At 74.1% G+C, this 17,018-nt stretch carries 14 protein-coding genes; 8 read left to right on the top strand and 6 right to left on the bottom strand.

Translation table 11 applies throughout. The annotated features are described in order from the left end of the window. Positions 1-32 precede the first annotated feature (32 nt). On the top strand, positions 33-1,601 hold the full coding sequence (locus AC0NH5_RS21655) for a CocE/NonD family hydrolase (RefSeq protein WP_474406597.1): 1,569 nt from the start codon (positions 33-35) through the stop codon (positions 1,599-1,601). 22 nt (positions 1,602-1,623) lie between these two features. Here the strand turns inward: AC0NH5_RS21655 and AC0NH5_RS21650 are convergent, their stop codons facing one another. From AC0NH5_RS21650 to AC0NH5_RS21640, 3 genes are read right to left on the bottom strand one after another with little or no spacing between them, the layout of a single operon-like run. Next, the gene (locus tag AC0NH5_RS21650; RefSeq protein WP_474406595.1) at positions 1,624-2,745 is read right to left on the bottom strand and encodes a vWA domain-containing protein; all 1,122 of its coding nucleotides are present in this window, start codon (positions 2,743-2,745) and stop codon (positions 1,624-1,626) included. Then, positions 2,717-3,367, bottom strand: a complete 651-nt coding sequence (locus AC0NH5_RS21645) for a class F sortase (protein ID WP_474406593.1) — start codon at positions 3,365-3,367, stop codon at positions 2,717-2,719. Before AC0NH5_RS21645 ends, AC0NH5_RS21650 begins: the two co-directional genes overlap by 29 nt. Continuing rightward, the gene (locus AC0NH5_RS21640) at positions 3,325-4,575 is read right to left on the bottom strand and encodes a hypothetical protein (protein WP_474406591.1); all 1,251 of its coding nucleotides are present in this window, start codon (positions 4,573-4,575) and stop codon (positions 3,325-3,327) included. Before AC0NH5_RS21640 ends, AC0NH5_RS21645 begins: the two co-directional genes overlap by 43 nt. 139 nt (positions 4,576-4,714) lie before the next feature. Here AC0NH5_RS21640 and AC0NH5_RS21635 point away from each other — a divergent pair, with 139 nt between their 5' ends. From AC0NH5_RS21635 to AC0NH5_RS21605, 7 genes are all read left to right on the top strand, one after another. Beyond that, on the top strand, positions 4,715-6,166 hold the full coding sequence (locus AC0NH5_RS21635; RefSeq protein WP_474406588.1) for a serine/threonine-protein kinase: 1,452 nt from the start codon (positions 4,715-4,717) through the stop codon (positions 6,164-6,166). A gap of 188 nt (positions 6,167-6,354) precedes the next feature. Beyond that, positions 6,355-7,302 carry a 3-oxoacyl-ACP synthase III family protein gene (locus AC0NH5_RS21630; protein WP_474406586.1) on the top strand — a complete coding sequence of 316 codons (948 nt, stop codon included), beginning with the start codon at positions 6,355-6,357 and terminating at the stop codon, positions 7,300-7,302. Next, on the top strand, positions 7,299-8,039 hold the full coding sequence (locus tag AC0NH5_RS21625; RefSeq protein ID WP_474406583.1) for a glycosyltransferase family 2 protein: 741 nt from the start codon (positions 7,299-7,301) through the stop codon (positions 8,037-8,039). The genes AC0NH5_RS21630 and AC0NH5_RS21625 overlap by 4 nt, the downstream gene beginning before the upstream one ends. Continuing rightward, entirely contained in the window at positions 8,036-9,508 is a 1,473-nt protein-coding gene (locus AC0NH5_RS21620) for a class I adenylate-forming enzyme family protein (protein ID WP_474406580.1), read from the top strand. The genes AC0NH5_RS21625 and AC0NH5_RS21620 overlap by 4 nt, the downstream gene beginning before the upstream one ends. Next, positions 9,505-10,296, top strand: coding sequence for a glycosyltransferase (locus AC0NH5_RS21615; RefSeq protein WP_474406578.1), 792 nt, complete (start codon positions 9,505-9,507; stop codon positions 10,294-10,296). The genes AC0NH5_RS21620 and AC0NH5_RS21615 overlap by 4 nt, the downstream gene beginning before the upstream one ends. Continuing rightward, positions 10,293-11,714, top strand: a complete 1,422-nt coding sequence (locus tag AC0NH5_RS21610; protein ID WP_474406575.1) for a cytochrome P450 family protein — start codon at positions 10,293-10,295, stop codon at positions 11,712-11,714. Before AC0NH5_RS21615 ends, AC0NH5_RS21610 begins: the two co-directional genes overlap by 4 nt. Then, positions 11,711-12,610: an NAD-dependent epimerase/dehydratase family protein gene (locus AC0NH5_RS21605; RefSeq protein WP_474406573.1), complete on the top strand. Its 900-nt coding sequence runs from the start codon at positions 11,711-11,713 to the stop codon at positions 12,608-12,610. The genes AC0NH5_RS21610 and AC0NH5_RS21605 overlap by 4 nt, the downstream gene beginning before the upstream one ends. A 140-nt stretch (positions 12,611-12,750) precedes the next feature. On the opposite strand, the gene ctaD is transcribed toward AC0NH5_RS21605, so the two are convergent. The 3 genes from ctaD to AC0NH5_RS21590 all read right to left on the bottom strand — a co-directional run bounded on the left by ctaD (position 12,751) and on the right by AC0NH5_RS21590 (position 16,896). After that, positions 12,751-14,499: an aa3-type cytochrome oxidase subunit I gene (gene ctaD, locus AC0NH5_RS21600; protein WP_474406570.1), complete on the bottom strand. Its 1,749-nt coding sequence runs from the start codon at positions 14,497-14,499 to the stop codon at positions 12,751-12,753. A gap of 157 nt (positions 14,500-14,656) precedes the next feature. Next, positions 14,657-15,013 carry a hypothetical protein gene (locus AC0NH5_RS21595; protein WP_474406568.1) on the bottom strand — a complete coding sequence of 119 codons (357 nt, stop codon included), beginning with the start codon at positions 15,011-15,013 and terminating at the stop codon, positions 14,657-14,659. Positions 15,014-15,150: 137 nt separating this feature from the next. Further along, the gene (locus AC0NH5_RS21590; protein WP_474406566.1) at positions 15,151-16,896 is read right to left on the bottom strand and encodes a DNA polymerase IV; all 1,746 of its coding nucleotides are present in this window, start codon (positions 16,894-16,896) and stop codon (positions 15,151-15,153) included. Positions 16,897-17,018: the final 122 nt, after the last annotated feature.

Raw genomic sequence — 17,018 nt, 5'->3', positions numbered from 1 at the left:
GCCGCCACACCATCCCCACCCGAGGAGGGCGCATGGCGCCTCATCGTTGGTTCCCCCTGCTCATCGCCATTTTGATGACAACCTTCCTGGCCGTGCCGGCCGAGGCCGCCGCACCCCCCACCGCGGCTCGGGCCGTCGCCGTCACCGGGTTCCGGGCCGTCGACATCACCGGCGACGGCGGCGTACGACTCAAGGCGAACGTGATCGCCCCGGCCGCCGCGGGCCCCCATCCCGCGGTGGTCCTGCCGGCCAGCTGGGGGCTCAACGACCTGGAGTACCTCGCCCAGGCCAGAGTGCTCGCCGGGCGCGGCTACGTGGTCGTCTCCTACACGCCCCGCGGCTGGTGGCTGTCCGGTGGCGAGATCGACACCGCCGGGCCGAAGGACATGGCCGACCTGTCCCGGGTGCTGGACTGGACGATCGCGAACACCGCCGCCGACCCGGGCCGGATCGGGGCGGCCGGCATCTCGTACGGGGCCGGGATCAGCCTGCTCGGCGCCGCCTTCGACCCCCGGATCCGGGTCGTCGGGGTGCTCAGCGGCTGGACCGACCTGGTCTACTCGCTCTACGGCGACGACACCCGGCACCGCCAGTCGGCCGGCCTGCTCGAGCTGGCCGCGAAGCTCGTCGGCAAGCCGAGCGCCGACCTCACCGACAAGATGGCCGACTTCAACGCCAACCGCGACGTCGCCGAGGTGATGAGCTGGGCGAGGGTGCGCTCCGCGGCCACCTATCTGGACCGGATCAACGCCAACCGGCCGGCCGTGCTGATCGCCAACGGCTGGGGTGACACGTTCTTCCCGCCGAACCAGCTGGTCGACTTCTACGGCCGGCTGACCACGCCGAAACGCCTCGAGCTGCGCCCCGGCGACCACGCGATCGCCGAGCTGACCGGCGTGCTGGGCCTGCCCAACGACGTCTGGACCAGCCTCTACTCCTGGCTCGACCAGCACCTGGCCGGCACCGGGACGACCGGCGCCCCGGTGCGGATCAAGCCGCTGAACGCCCCGGTCGAGACGTACCCGGACTGGTCCGCGCTCGCCGGGACCACCCGCCGGCACGGCCTCGGGAAGATCCGGGCGCTGGACGGGACCGGCCTGCTCGGCGGCGAGGCGTCCGCGGGCTGGACGAAGACGATCCCCACCGACCGGGACACGGTGGCCGCCGGCGGGGTCGTGCTGATCACCAACGGGGCCGCCGCGATCACCGGCGAGCAGCCGCGGATCTGGCTGCCGTTCGTGGACCGGGGCCGGGCCGGGGTCTGGGCCGCCGAGCGCCGGTCCACGGCGCAGAAGATCCGCGGTTCCGCGAGACTGCATCTGGAGCTCTCCGGGACCGCGCCCACCGGCACCGTGGTGGCCTACCTCTACGACCTGGACGCGGCCGGAAACGCCAAGCTGATCACCCACGCGCCGGTGACCTGGCTGGGCGGGTCCCGCGACGTCGACCTCACGCTGCCCGCCACCGCCTACGACGTGCCGGCCGGACATTCGCTGACGCTGGTGGTGGACACCGTCGACCCGCTCTACTACGACGAGAACGCCGCCGGTGACTCGATCACCATCGGCGGCGGGTCCTACCTGGACATGCCGCTGCGCTGACCCGGCGAGAGTGGAGCGCCCGTCACGGGCCGGGCGGCACCGCTGCCCGGCCGGTGGCGGGTGGCTTCATCGGGTGCGGCGAGCGCGGTCCGGCACGGAACTCGCCCGGCCGCTCGGCCACCGGGAGCGCCGCCGGAAGCGTCACCGGAGCCGGCAGCGCATCCAGATCGAGTGGCGCTGCCGGGCGACGGGCGGCACGCCGCGCCCGGACCGCGACCAGCAGCCCGGCCAGCACGATCAGGCCGGCGGCGAGCACGGCCCACCACACCCGGGCCGGCCCCGGGTCCGCGGTCGGGGACTCCACCAGGGCCGTCCCGGAATAGGCCAGCTCCTCGGTCTCCACCCGCACCACGACGCGGGCCGGCAGATCGCCCGGGGTCGGGAACCGCACCAGGTGCCGCCCGCGCAGGGTGGTCTCCACCTGGTCCAGCGCGGGCACCACCACCGGGTCACCGGCGGGCGCGAAGAAGCCGCCGGTGCCGGTGGCGGCGGCCGGCCAGAACCCGGCCGAGGCCGCCGCGCCGACCACGACCAGGATCGTCCCGCTCCCCCGCAGCTGAGCGGCCAGTTGGTCCGGTTCCGGGCCGCCCGCATCCACCGCGGTCGTGTAGAGCACCACGACCCGGCGGCCCGGCGCGACCCCGGGGAACTGCCGGGACGCCAGGTCCAGCGCGGCGGCGGTGTCCCGCTCGCCGCCCGCCCGGACCGAGTGCAGGGCCCGGACCACGCCGAAGGGCCCGCGCTGCGGCTCGGTCAGCGCGGTGACCGGCGCCCGGTCCGGAACGACCACGGATCGGGTCCCGGCCGGCGCGTCGAGGATGAACCGGGCGGCGGCGCTGAGCCAGGCGGGCAAGGTGGTGGCGCCGGCCGTCGAGGCGTCGACGACCAGCACGACCGCGAGCCCGTCGGCCACCACCGGCTCCAGCCGGGCGGGCCGCGCGGCACCGTCGACGGTCACGGTCGCCGTCCCCGGGGCGGACGGGGAGCCGTCGGACGGCGGCGGGCCGGCGCCGAGGTCGACGACGATCGTCGTCTCCCCGCCTGCCACCATGGCGGCAGCAACCGGAAGCGGCACCGGCGCCGGCAGCGCGAGCGCCACGACGACCGCCGCGAGGCTAGACCGGGTCGGCGTACGCGATGACATTGTCCCGATAGCTCCCTCTGCTCCGATCGAAACCGCCACCGCAGGTGACCAGCCGCAACGCCACGTCCAAGGTCGGCGCATAGACCAGGTCGGTCGGGAACTCGTCCTTCGGCACCCGTGAGATCAGCCCGATCCGGAACGTCACCGTGCTGCCGTCCGCCCGGTCCACGTGCACCAGCGTCCCGGCCGGCGCGCCCGCCAGCTGCGCGAAGACGCCCGGCCCGGTCCGCGAGTCGACGTGCCCGAGGATCACCGCCGGGCCGGCCTGTCCCGGGCGGGGCCCGGCGGAGTACCACCCGGCCACGCCCGGGTCCGCCGGCACCGCGACTGCGCCGTCCGGTTGCCGCCCGAGCCGGTCCAGGCGGCTGCGCACCCGAAGTTCCGGGATCCGCACCCGCACCGGCTCGGCCACCTCGTCGAAGTCGCTCACCGACTGGAAGCCGTCGGCGGCCACCGGCCCGGAAACCGGCGTCCCGGCCTGCACCGGTCCCGGCCGGGCGGGCGGCTGGGCCCCACCCAGTCCGGCCAGGCCACCCGCCGCCAGCAGGACGAGCAGGGCCACCCGGACGCCGCGCATGCTCAGCGTCCACCGCTCACGGACCACACCGGTCCGGTCGACCACACGGGGCCACCGGCGAGGCCGCCGTGCCCGGTCTGCGCCCCGCCCCGCGGCAGCCGCTCGGCCACCGTCTCGCCGAACGCGTCCGCCAGCTGCCGGGCCATCTCGAACCCGTGCTCGTACGTCTCGTAGGCGATGTCGTGGGCCGTCACGTAGTCCCGCTTCGCGTAGGCGTCCGCGTGCCGCACCAGCATGCCGTCGTGCCCGGCGAGCACCGCCGACAGCTCCGCGGCCGGCATCCGCGTCTCGGTGGCCCCGCTCAGGAACTCGGCCATCTCCCGTTCGTAGCCGGTCAGCGCCGCCCGCGCCGATTCCCGCCGCTGCTCGTCGCCCGCCGCGATCGCCCCGCTGTACGCCACCAGCTGCTCCACGTGGAAGCCCCACAGCTTCTGGAACCGCCGTGCCGCCGCGGTGCCGAACATGCTGTCCATCGCCTTCGTCAGGTCCCGCGTGTTTGTGTTGATCATGCGAGCCGCGGCGTCGAAGTCCGGTGTGTCCGCGACCGCCGCCCGGGTGACGCCGCTGATCAGGATCACGTGCTCGGCGAACAGCTTGCCGAGCTGGGAGCGCAGCCGCCAGACAGGCTCGCGCAACGTCGGCCGGTCCGCGGCCGGCAGCAGCGCGTCGGCCACCACCAGCCCGAGGTCGTACATGTGCTGATAGGCCTCCCGGTTGACCCGGTCGGCGGTCGGATAGTCCCCGTCCGCATAGGCGTCCACCTGCGACGTGAGGTGCTCGACGTGCATCGCGAGCGCGTGATGAGCGTCCGCCGGCGCGAGCCGCCCCCGCGACGAACCGGCGATGAATTCGCTCAGCTCCTCCTCGGACCCGCTCAACTCCTCGTGCGCGTGCCGGCGGGCGGCGTCGTCACGGGCCGCCACCGCGCTCGCGTAGGCCACCAGGTCGACCACGTGCGCGGCCCACATCGGACTGAACGTGTTGACCATGTCCTCGCCGAAGAGCTGGACCATCAGCCCGGTCATCGCGTCGGTGTTGCGGCCGAGCGCCGTGTTCGCCGCCTGGACGAAGTCGTCGTCCCCGCGGATCCGGCTGCGCATCACGTCCGCGGCGAGCACCGAGTGCTGCCCGAGCAGCGCCTGCAACCGGACCGCCAGATCGGCCGGGGTGGCGGCCGCGGCCGCCGGTGGCCCAGGGGTGATCAGCAGGAGCACGCAGAGGACCGGTATCGACAACCATCGTGATGTCCGCATGTCGCCTCATCGCCGCAGCGTCCGGACCGGTACGTCCCGGCGTCCGGAAGGGACAATGACATTACGCTGCCGGACCGTTCACCGGGTCAGCCGGAAAGCCGACAGTCACGGTTCGCTTGCATCGAGTAACCTCGACGGCATGATGCCTCCGGGAGAGGTCATCTCCGCGCGTTACCGCGTCATCCGTCCACTCGCCACCGGTCGCATGAGCCGCATCTGGCTCGCCGCCGCCGACGGCCTGCCCGGCGCGCCCTTCGTGGTCGTCAAACAGTCCACCGTCCCCGACGGACTGACTCCTGAGCAGCGGGACGTGGTCCAGGAGTGGGCGCTCTCCGAGGCGCGGGCCGCTGCCCGCGTGCGGCATCCCAACGTCGTCCGCATCCTCGAGGTCCTGCCCGACACCGACGGCCCGTGGACCGTGATGGAGTTTCTACCGTCCCGCTCGCTCCAGGAGATCGTCGACGAGTCCGGCCCGCTGCCGCCCGACCAGGTCGCCACGATCGGCCTGGCCGTCCTCGCCGCGCTGGCCGCCGCCCGCCGGGCCGGCCTGCTGCACCTCGACGTCAAGCCGGGCAACGTGCTGATCGCCGACGACGGCCGGGTGATGCTGACCGATTTTGGTCTCGCGGTCACCCCCGCGGCCGTCACCGCGCTGACCCGGGCCGGGGTGGTGCTCGGCTCGCCGAAATACATCGCGCCGGAGCGCCTCTTCGACCGCGTCTCCACCGAGCAGACCGACCTCTGGTCGCTCGGCGCGACGCTCTACCACGCGGTCGAGGGCCGTCCGCCCTATTCGCGCCCGACCATCGCCGGGATCCTGCACGCGCTCGCCGACACCCCGCCGGATCCGTCGCGGCTGGCCGGTCCGCTCACCCGGGTGCTCACCGGGCTGCTGCGCCGCGATCCCGGGGAACGTCTCACCGCCGCGCAGGTCCGGGCCCACCTGGAGCCGATCGCCCGGTCCGGCCGCCCGGCCCGCGCCCGGCGCCGTCCGGGGTTGCGCCCGGTGGTGCGCCGCCGGCTCTCCGCGACGGCTGCGGTGGCCACGCTGGTCGCCATGCTCTCGGCGGTCACGGCGAGCGCACACGGACAACCCCTCGGCGGTACGCGACGAGCACCCGTCCCGCCGCCCGTCACCGCGTCGCTCACGCCGCCCCTGCCCGCCGGGTTCGTCTGGTGGCAGGACCCGAGCGGCTTCCGGGTCGCGCTGCCCGGCGACTGGCGCCCGCTGCCCGGCCCCAGCAGCGATGCCGCCTTCACCAGCCCGCGGGGCGGCCCGACCCTGCGTGTCGGCCGCTGGCCGGCGCCGCCCGGCGACCTGGTCACCGCCCTGCTCGCCGAGGAACAGAAAGTTCCGCTGGAGGCGTACCGGCGGTTGCGGATCGAGGCACTGCCGACCACCCCACCCGGCGCCGTCTGGGAGTTCACCTTCCACGCCGCCGACCGGGAGCCGATGCGCGGCCTGCGCCGGGTGGTCGGGACCGGCGACCAGGCGTACCTGCTGGAGTGGCGCACCGACCGCGCCGGCTGGAGCCGGGCGCTGCCGCTGCTCACCGTCGTCCTCGCCACCTTCACCCAGCCCACGGCCTGAACCGGCGGAATCCGCCGCGGAGATGATCACGGCGGTCGCCTTCTGTTCCGGCGTGCCCGGCCGATAGTCCGGTACCGGGCCCGGCGCCCGCGGGGGACAATGAACGACTTGATCATCTGGGTGGGAGGGCTGCACAGCCGATGCGGGTCGGGATCACCGGGGTTGGCGCCCATCTGCCGGAACGTGAGGTGACTACGGCCGAGCTGCAGGAGTCCGTCTCGCGCGGAGGCGCCGTGCGGCTGCCGCGCGGTCTGTTCGGCCGGCTCACCGGCATCGAGCGCCGGCGACTCGCCGGCCCCGGCGAGTACGCGTCGACGCTCGGCCTGCACGCCGCCCGACAGGCGCTGGACGCCGCCGAGCTGGACCCGCTCGACGTGGACCTGCTGCTGTTCGCGTCGGCCAGCCGGGACATGGTGGAGCCGGCCACCGCGCACATCCTGCAGGACGGTCTCGGCAGCCGGGCACACGCGCTGGACGTCACCAACGCGTGCAACAGCTTCGTCAACGGCATCGACCTGGCCCGCTCGATGATCCTGGCCGGCCGCGCCCGCCGGGCCCTGGTGGTCACCGGCGAGACGCCGTCCCGGGTGATGCGCCCCGGGGTCGCCGACCTGGCCGAGGCACGCCGCTCGTTCGCCGGCTACACGTTCGGTGACGCCGGCGCCGCGGTGGTGGTCGAGCCGGTGGAACGCGGCGGCATCCTGGACATCGACACCGAGACGCATTCGGAGCACTGGGCGGTCGGCGGGATCCCGGGCGGCGGCTCACGGCACCCCCGCGGCGACGAGCACACGTACTTCGCCGGTGACGGCCACCGGCTGCGCGGCGTCTTCGAGAAGGTCGGCGCCAGCATCCTGGACCGGATGCGCAGCCGCACCGGCCTGGAATACACCGACTTCGCCCGGATCCTGGTGCACCAGGTGACATTGCCTTACCTGGACCGGTTCGTCGAGGTGACCGGCGTGCCCCGGGACAGGCTGGAGGTGACCGTGACCGGCCTCGGCAACATGGCGAGCGCCACCCTGGGCGTGCAGCTGGCCCGGGTCCGGCCCGGGCTGTCCGCCGGCGACCGGGTGCTCCTGATGGGCCTCGGCGGCGGCGTCAGCATCATGACGATGGTCTGGGAGTGCTCGTGAGCACCCCGCTGTGGGTGGTCGTCCCGGCCTGGAACGAGGCCGCCCGGATCACCGCGACGCTGACCGCGCTGGCCGCGCAGACCGACACCGGGTTCACGCTGCTGGTGACCGACAACGGCTCCACCGACGACACCGTGCAGGTGGTGCGCGCGTTCGCCCGCACCGCGCCGTTCCCGGTGCACGTGCTGATCGAGCCGGAGAAGGGTGTGGGCTGCGCGGTCGACACCGGCTTCCGGCACGCCATCGCCGCCGGGGCCCGGCTGATCGCACGGACCGACGCGGACTGCCTGCCCCGGCCGGGCTGGGTGGCCGCGGCACGCGCCGCGCTGGACGGCGGCGCCGGCATGGTGTGCGGGCGGATCACCGCCCGCCGCGACGAGCACGGCCCGGCCGGGCGGGCGTTCTTCTCCGGACTGGTCGCGCTGGCGGCCCTCTTCGGCCGGCTGCGCCCGGCACACCGCGACGCCGGCTTCCGCGCGCCGTACCGGATGCACGCCGGCAACAACATGGCGATCACCGCGGAGCTGTACGAGGCGTGCGGCGGGATGCCCCGGCGGCCGTCCCCGACCGACCGGCTCTTCCTCAACCGGGTGCGGCGCACCACCGCCTCGATCGCGCGCAGCCGGACCATGGTGGTGGAGAACTCCACCCGGCGGCTCCGGGCCTACGGCGTGGTGGGCACCGCGAAGTGGTACCTGGACCGGGGCAGCGGCGTGCTGACGGCGGACCCGCGGTGAACCGGCCCGAGGCGGACATGCTGGTGGATCTGCGCCCCGGTGACGACACCCCGGCGATCCTGCACGGCCGGTCGGCCGTCACCCGCGGCCGCCTCGCCGAACTGCGGGACCGGTACGCGGCGGCGCTGCACGCCCGCGGCCTGCGGGCCGGGGACACCCTCGGGCTGGCCGTGCGCCCGGGGCCCCGGGCCTTGGCGGTGGTGCTCTCGGCGTACGAGATCGGGGTCCGCGTCGCGGTCCTGGACCCCTCCGCCGGACCCGACGTGTTGACCGCGCGCCTCACCCACGCCCGTCCGGATCTGATCGTTGCCGACGCGGCCGCGCAAGCGGTCGCGAGCTGGGCCGCGCCCCTCGCCCGCCGCGCCGGCCTGGCCCTGCCCGATCTCTCCGCGCTGGCACCCACCGTCACCGTGGGCCGCCGGCTGCCCGGCACCGCGCCCGCCCTGCCGATGGTCACCGGCACCGCACCGCGCTACACCGGCGACGGCGACGCGGTGATCATCTTCACCTCGGGCACGACCAGCAGCCCCCGGGCTGTCGTGCACACCCGGTCCGGCCTCGTGACCGGTCTGCGCGCCGTGTCCGACCTGGTCAGACCCCACCCCGGCGTGCCCGTGCTGGGCGGCACGTTCTTCGTCATGCTGCCGTCGCTGGCCGCCGGCGCCCCGGTCGCGCTGCCCGCACGCCGCCCCCGCACGCTCGCCCGGCAGATCACCTCGCTCCGGCCGCAGGCCGTCTATCTCACCCCGCCGCAGCTGCGGGCCGCCCTCGACGCCGGCGTCCCGTTCACCGGCCGTGTCTACAGCGGATCGGCACCGGTCTCCGCCACCCTCCTCAACCGTGTCCGCGCGGCCGGCGCGGCCGAGGCATGGGGCGTCTACGCCCTCACCGAGGTGTTCCCCGCGGCCGCCGTCGAAGCCACCGCCAAGTCCGCTTTCGACGGCACCGGCGACCTGGTCGGCGATCTTCTGCCCGGCGTACGGGCCCGGCTGGACGACACCGGGCAGCTGCTGCTCGCCGGCGCCGGCGTCTGCGACCGGTACCTGGGCGCCGACCCGCACGACTGGGTGGCCACCGGCGACATCGCCCGCCTCGACGGCCGCCGCGTCGTGCTCGGCGGCCGCAGCAAGGACATGATCCTGCGGCGGGCCGAGAACATCTATCCCGGCCTCTACGAACCCGCGTTGCACGTGCCCGGCGTCGCGCTGGCCGTGCTGGTCGGCGTGCCCGCCACCGACGGCGACGAACAGGTGGTCGCCATCGTCGAGACCGCGCCCGGAGCCGACCGGGCCACGGTCAGCGCCGCGCTGCGCGACCCCCTGCGGCGGATGGGAACGGCCCGCCCGGATCGCGTGCTCTTCGCGCCGGTCCCCCTGGCCGGCCGCTCCCGCAAACCCGACCGGGCCGCGGCCACGTCGCTCGCCGCCGGCATTCCACACCAGAGAAACCGGTTCGGGGTACGACCTTGAGCACTCCCGCCGGCACCGTCCCCGGGGCCTCCTTCGGGTTCGCCGTGATCGTGCCCGCCTACGACGAGGCCGTCTCGCTCCCCGCCACCCTCGCCGCGCTCGCCGCCCAGACGGACACCGCGTTCCACCTCGTGGTGGTCGACAACGCCTCCACCGACGACACCCCCGGCGTGGTCCGCCGCTTCGCCACCACCGCGCGTTTCCCGGTCTCCCTGGTGACCGAAGCCGAACGTGGCGCCGGAACCGCCGCCGACACCGGTTTCCGGTACGCCATCGACTACGGCGCCACCTTCCTGGCCCGCACCGACGCCGACTGCCGCCCCGCGCCCGACTGGGTGGCCACCGCCCGCGCCCACCTCACCGCCGGCGCCCACCTGGTCTGCGGCCGCAGCGTCCCCCGCCGCGACGAGCACCCCACCTGGCCGGAACGCCACCTCTTCCCCGCCGCCGTCCGGCTCGCCGCCCTCTACGGCCGCTTCCGGCGCGCGCATCGTGCCCCCGAGTTCCACACCCCGTACGTCCTGATCCACGGCCACAACCTCGCCCTGACCGCCGAGCTCTACCTGGCCTGCGGCGGGACCGCCCGCGAGCCGCTGGAAGCCGGCTCCGAGGACGTCACCCTGCTCAACCGGGCCCGCCGCCACACCGACCGCATCGTCCGCGCCGAAGACCTCGTCGTCGAGTCCAGCCTGCGCCGCCTCCGAGCCTGGGGCCCCCGCCGAACGCTCCTCTGGCACTGGGACCGTCGTTACCGCCCCACCACCCCGGCCGAGGTCCACATCCGATGACCGTGCCACCACCTGCCACACCCCGGCCCACCCCCGCCGCACCCCACCCCGGCACCCGGCCCACCGCGCCGTACCTCGACACGCGGCCCGCCCCGCCGCGACCGGCCGCCTCGGTGGCCACCCCCGCGACGCCCCACCCCGCCTCCACCGCGCACCATCCCGGCGCCTCGGCCATCGCGCCCCCACCTGCTTGCTTGCCGCATCCGAACGCGCCCGGAACGCGGGCGGCTCGATCGCGGGCCGCGCGGCGACGCGATCGGAAGGTCTACCTCTACAGCCATCCGCTGCTGTTCGCGCTGCTCGCCGTGACCCGCCGCCGGCCGGTCACCCGCCTCGGCCGGGTGGTGCTCGCCCACTCGCGGGCCGCCTTCGTCGACGGGCTGACCCGGGTGCCGCTGGATCGCACCGCCGAGGGCACGACCGGCGGCGCCGCGGGCCGGTTGACCGGCGGCGGACTCCTCTTCGACCAGGAGGGCGACGACCACCGCGGCACCCGCCGCTCCCTCGCCGACTCGCTGAGCGCCGAGGGCGTCGCCCGCCTCCGCCCGATCTGGACCGCTGTGCTCGACCGGCGTCTCGCCCCGCTGGCCGCCGGCGGCCGGGTCGACCTGGTCGATCTCGCCGCCGAACTGGCCGGCACCACCGCCGCCGCACTCCTCGGCCTCGACGTGGACGCCCGCGAACTCGCCTCGGCCGCCCGCGCCGCAGCCGCAACCGGCGCCCGCGAACACCTGCCCGGACTTCCCCGCCCGGGCAGTCGCCGCGCAGCCCGCCGAGCCGCCGACCACCTGACCGCCCTCATCACCGCCGGCCGCCCACCCGGCTCCGACACTCCGCCGGCCTCCTCCTCCGCTGCCGCGCCCGTCTCCTCCGCTGCTCCGCCCGTCTCCTCCGCAGCTCCGCCCGTCTCCCCCGCAGCTCCGGCGGATGACGGCGGGTTGGCCGCCATGCTCGCGGTCGCGGCGATCAACACCACCGTGGCCGCACTCCCCCGGATGGCCGCCTGGTGTGCCGACGCCGGCCTCTGGTCCTATGCGGAGTCCCACCCAGCGGCGCTCACCGCCGAACTGTTGCGGGTCACCGCCCCGACCCCCCTGCTCCCCCGCGTGGCCGCCGAGGCGGGCACGGTGGCCGGCTGCCCGGTACGCGGTGGTGACCGACTGATCCTGACCGCACGGCACGCCGTGGAAGCTCACCGCCGCGACCCGTCCCCCGCGGATCCGGCACCACCACAGATCAGCCAGCTCGTCTTCGGCGTGGGACCGCACGCCTGCCCCGGCGCCCGCCTCGCCCGGGAACAGATCGCCGACACCCTGACCGCGCTCGCCGCCTGTCGCCCGGTGATCGTCACCGCCCGGGTGGACCGCCGAAGCGCCCTCCCCGGCTGGTCCACCCTGATCGTCGAAGCCGGCCGATGACCACCGGTCCAGCTCTCGCCGGGTTGCGGATCGCGGTCACCGGCGCGAGCGGATTCTGCGGGACCGCCGTCGCGCGAGCCGCCGCGGCCGCCGGCGCCAAGGTGATCTGCCTGGGCCGCCGCCCAGGTCCCACCGGAGTGTCACGGCACTGGGACGCCCGCCGTACGATCCCCGACCTGTCCGAAACAGACCTCATCGTCCACCTCGCCGCGGCGGTGGGCGACCCACCACCCGGCCGCGCCGCCGAAGCCGCGTTCCGCGCAGTCAACGTGGACGGCACCGCCCGCCTGCTCGAAGCCGCCGGCGGGCGACCGCTCGTCTGGGTGAGCAGCGCCAGCGTGTACGCCCCACCGACCGGCCCGACCCCGATCCGGGAGGACCATCCGCTCGGCGGGCTGACCGCTTACGGTCGCACCAAAGCCGCCGGGGAACACCTCGCTCTCGCCGCCGGGGCGGTGGTGCTGCGGCCGCGCGCCGTCTACGGTCCCGGCGATCCGCACCTGCTTCCGCGGCTGCGACGGGCGGTCCGCGGCGGCCGGGCCCTGCTGCCCGGACCGGACATTCCACTCAGTCTGACCGCCGTGGAGAACCTCGCCGACGCCTGCCTGACGGCGCACGCCTGGCCGCCCGGCTCGTACAACATCGCTGACGCGCCCGTCTACCGGCGCGACGCGGTGGTCGCGGCGGCCTGCGGCGTGCCGGTCCGGCACCTGCCGATCACCTTGGCCCGCGCGGCCGCCGCGGTCTCGACCGGCATCGCGCGGGTCACCCATCGCGAGGCAACCCTTTCGCGGTACGCGCTGGAGCAGCTCATCGCTCCTGTCGTCCTCGACATCTCCCGCGCTCGCGCACAGGGCTGGACACCTTCCCGCACGTTCCCCGATTTCCTACCCTGACCCCCGCCGGCCCGCCCGCTGAGCCGGCACTCACGCATGATCCCGCGCCGTTCTACCCGCACCACCGCCAGCCGGCCCGCCCACCGGTACAGAGATCGGCCAGGTCCTACGCCGACGCCGCCGGAACCCGCGACGGCGCATCAACGATCCGACGTGTCCTCCCGATAGGTCGCTCCACCAGTGGATTCCTCGGTCAGCGGGCGTGCCCCGCCCTCCGGCGGACCGGCCACCGACTGGCCGCCGGCCGCGAGCTCCGGGAACTTGGTGTCGAAGGCCGGCCGCTCGGATCGGATCCGCGGCATCCGGTCGAAGTTGCGCAGCGGGGGCGGGGACGAGGTCGCCCACTCCAGCGAGTTGCCGTGGCCCCACGGGTCGTCCACGGTCACCACTTCACCCGCTCGGTACGATTTCCACACGTTGTAGATGAACGGCAGCGTGGCGACGCCGAGGATGAACGCGCCGACCGTGGACACCATGTTGAGTGTGGTGAACCCGTCACTGGGCAGATAGTCCGCATACCGCCGGGGCATGCCTTCGGCACCGAGCCAGTGCTGCACCAGGAACGTGGTGTGGAAGCCGATGAAGGTCAGCCAGAAGTGCAGCTTGGCGAGCTTCTCGTCGAGCATCCGGCCGAACATCTTCGGGAACCAGAAGTAGATGCCGGCGAAGACCGCGAACACGATCGTGCCGAACAGTACGTAGTGGAAGTGGGCCACCACGAAATAGCTGTCGTGCACGTGGAAGTCGACCGGCGGTGAGGCGAGCAGCACTCCGGTCAGGCCGCCGAGCAGGAACGTCACCATGAACCCGAGGGACCACAGCATCGGCGACTCGAAACTGAGCTGCCCGCGCCACATCGTCCCGATCCAGACGAAGAACTTCATCCCGGTCGGGATCGCGATCAGATAGCTGAGCAGGCTGAAGAACGGCAGCAGCACCTGGCCGGTGGCGAACATGTGGTGCGCCCACACGCTCATCGACAGCATCGTGATCAGGATCGTGGCCGCGACCAGCGTCTTGTATCCGAAGACCGGCTTGCGGCTGAAGACCGGGATCACCTCGGTCACGATCCCGAAGAACGGCAGCGCGATGATGTAGACCTCGGGATGGCCGAAGAACCAGAACAGGTGTTGCCAGAGCATCGGCCCGCCGGTGTCCACGTTGAAGACCTGCGCGCCGAGCACCCGGTCCGCGGCGAGGGCGAAGAGGGCGGCCGCCAGGAACGGGAAGACCAGCACCACCAGCACGCTGGTGAGCAGGATGTTCCACGTCATGATCGACATGCGGAACATGGTCATGCCGGGCGCGCGCAGGCACAGAATCGTGGTGATCATGTTGACCGCGCCGAGGATGGTGCCGACACCGGAGATCGCCAGGCCGACCACCCACATGTTGCCGCCGTATCCCGGCGAGTGGTCCCAGGTGCTCAACGGCGTGTAGGCCGTCCAGCCGAAGTCCGCGGCGCCGCCCGGGACCAGGAACCCACCGAACGCGATCAGGCCGCCGAACAGGTACAGCCAGTACGCGAAGGAGTTCAGCCGGGGGAACGCCACGTCCGGCGCGCCGATCTGGATCGGGACCACGAAATTCGCGAACGCGAAGACGATCGGCGTCGCGAAGAACAGCAGCATGATCGTGCCGTGCATGGTGAACAACTGGTTGTACTGCTCCGGGGAGAGCATCTGCATGCCCGGCCGGCCCAGCTCGGCCCGCATGATCAGCGCCATCAGGCCACCGAGCACGAACCACGCGAGGGACGTGGCCATGTACATGATGCCGATCTGCTTCGCGTCCGTGGTCCTGATCGTCTTGGCCAGCCAGGAGCCACGCACCTGACGTCGGACCGGATAGGGCCGGGTCTGCACGGGACGCGGGGCGACTGCGGTCATGAGGGTCTCCTCGGGGCAGACAGGCGGCACACGTACCCCTCTGGCACTGTTCGTACCGCTCGGCTTCTCGGTTGCCAACCCCGCCCACATCGGCAAATACCGATCAAGGCCCCGGACGTGCATCATCCGCACACCCGGGCATCGCCCACTCCCGGAGTCAGTCCGGCTGGGCCGCGTCCCGGCCCCGCCAGGCCGTCACCCGCCAGTTCTCGGCCTCGGCTCCGAACTCCACCTGCACGCCGGCGGCCGCCGCCCGCGCCCGCACGGTCCGCAACCCGTGCCCGCCCGCCGTCGGCCGGAAGCCGGCCGGCAGCCGGTTGGTCACCGACACCAGCACCCCGTCGTCCTCCTCCTCGGCCTCGACCAGGATCCGCTCCCTCGGCGCGTGCCTCATCGCGTTGGCCAGCGACTCCTGCACGACCCGATAGATCGCCAGCCCCGCCGCCCCGGACACGTCCGCCCGCAGCGACGATCGCAGCTCCACCGCGAGACCCGCCGCCCGCATGGCCGCCACCAGGGGGGCCAGGTTACCGGTTCCCGGAAGCGGCTGCGGCCGCCGCGCCCGTCCGCCCCCACCAGCCGCGCGGTCCTTGTCACGGCCGGCGGCGCGATCCTGGTCGCGATCACCCGGCGGTTCGGCGCCGGGCCGTTTCATCCCGGCCACGACAGATGCGACCCGTCCGGTACGCCCTCCGCGCGCGAGCCGCCGGCCGGCGCGGCCGGACCCAGCGAGCCGCCGAGCGAAGTGGCCGGACCCAGCGAGCCGCCGGCCGGCGTGGCCGGTTCCGGCAAACCGCCCGCCGGCGTGGTTGAGTCCGGCGACCCGCCCAGCGGCGTGGTTGAGTCCGGCGACCCGCCCGGCGGCGTGGTTGAGTCCGGCGACCCGCCCGGCGGCGTGGTTGAGTCCGGCGACCCGCCCAGCGGCGCGGTCGCATGCGGTGTGCCGCCGAGCGGTGTCGTCGGGTCCGGCGGGCCGCCGGGTGGCGTGGTCCAGTCCGGCGGGTCGCCGGGGCGCAGCGCCGGGTCGTCGACCGCGAACGTCCGCACCGGCCCCGGCGCGGTGTGCGGCCCCTCGAAGCGGACCGTGACCCGCCCCAGCCCGCTGCCCCACACCCAGCCCGCGCCGTGGTCGTCGTGCCACACGTCCTGCCCCGGCCGCCACGTCGGGCCGGCCACCGCGGACGGTCCCGCCGGATCGGGCTGCCCGTCCGGCGCAGTCGTGGCCGGCCCGGCCGGCACCGGGAGCATGCTCGCCTCCGGCGGCCCGTCCACCTCGCCGCGCAGGCCCGAGCGGTAGTCCTCCACGAAGTCGGCGAGCAGGTCGTCCGCCGAGAACAGGTCGTCCTGGGCGAAGTCGGCCAGCGTCGACACACCGACCCCGAGCAGCCGGATCCCGGCCGAGGTGTCCACCTCGGCGAGCAGCCGCCGGGCCAGCTGGGCGACCAGCCGCGGGTCGTCGGTCGGCTGGTCGCGGGTGATCGCCCGGGTCACCGTGGTGAAGTCGTGGTGGCGGACCTTGATGTTCACCGTCCGCCCGGTGATCCCGGCCGCCCGCAACCGCCCGGCCACCCGCGCCGACAGCAGGTCCAGCTCGCGGGCGAGCGCCGCCGGGTTGGTGAGGTCGACGTCGAAGGTCTCCTCGGCCGACACCGATTTGGCCTCCCGTTCCCCCACCACGGGCCGGTCGTCCTGGGCGCGGGCCAGCCGGTACAGCCCGCCGCCGTGTGCGATGCCGAACCAGTCGATCAGGTCCTCCAGCGCGACCGCGGCGAGGTCGCCGACCGTCCGCACCCCGGCGCGGTGCAGGCGCTGCTCGGTGGCCGGGCCGACCCCGCCCAGCGTGCCCACCGGCAGCGGATGCAGCACCGTGAGCTCCTCGCCGGCCGGCACCACGGTGAGCCCGTCGGGCTTGCGCAGCTCGGAGCCGATCTTGGCGAGCAGCTTGGAGGACGCGATGCCGACCGACCCGGTGACGCCACCGGTGGCGGCGGCGATCTCGCGTTTCACGCGCAGGCCCAGCTCGGTGACGCCGGGCACGCTGAGATCGTGGCCGGCCGCGGCCAGGTCGAGGTACGCCTCGTCGATGCTGACCTGCTCGACGAGCGGCGTCACCTCGTGCAGCAGCGCCATCACCACCGCGCTGGTGCGCTGATAGGCGGCGAAGCGGGGCGACAGATATGCGGTGCCGGGCGGGCAGCGCCGGCGCGCCTGGGCCATCGGCATCGCCGAGCGCACGCCGAAGACCCGCGCCTCGTAGGACGCGGTCGACACGACGCCGCGGCCGGCCACCCCACCGACGACCACCGGCCGCCCGCGCAGCGAGACCTTGTCGCGCTGCTCGACGGCGGCGAACATCGCATCCAGGTCGACGTGCAGGATGCTGGGCTGGGCTCTCATGAACGAGGGGGCTCTCATGAACAAGGGGGCTCTCACGAACGAGACCGCACGAACAAAGCCCTCACGAGCGAAGCCTAAGCCGGGGGTACGACAAAAGTCGGTCAGCACAGCCAGTAGTTGCC

Source organism: Actinoplanes sp. 13 (assembly GCF_056134165.1).
This window is presented reverse-complemented; position numbering and strand designations above follow the sequence as displayed.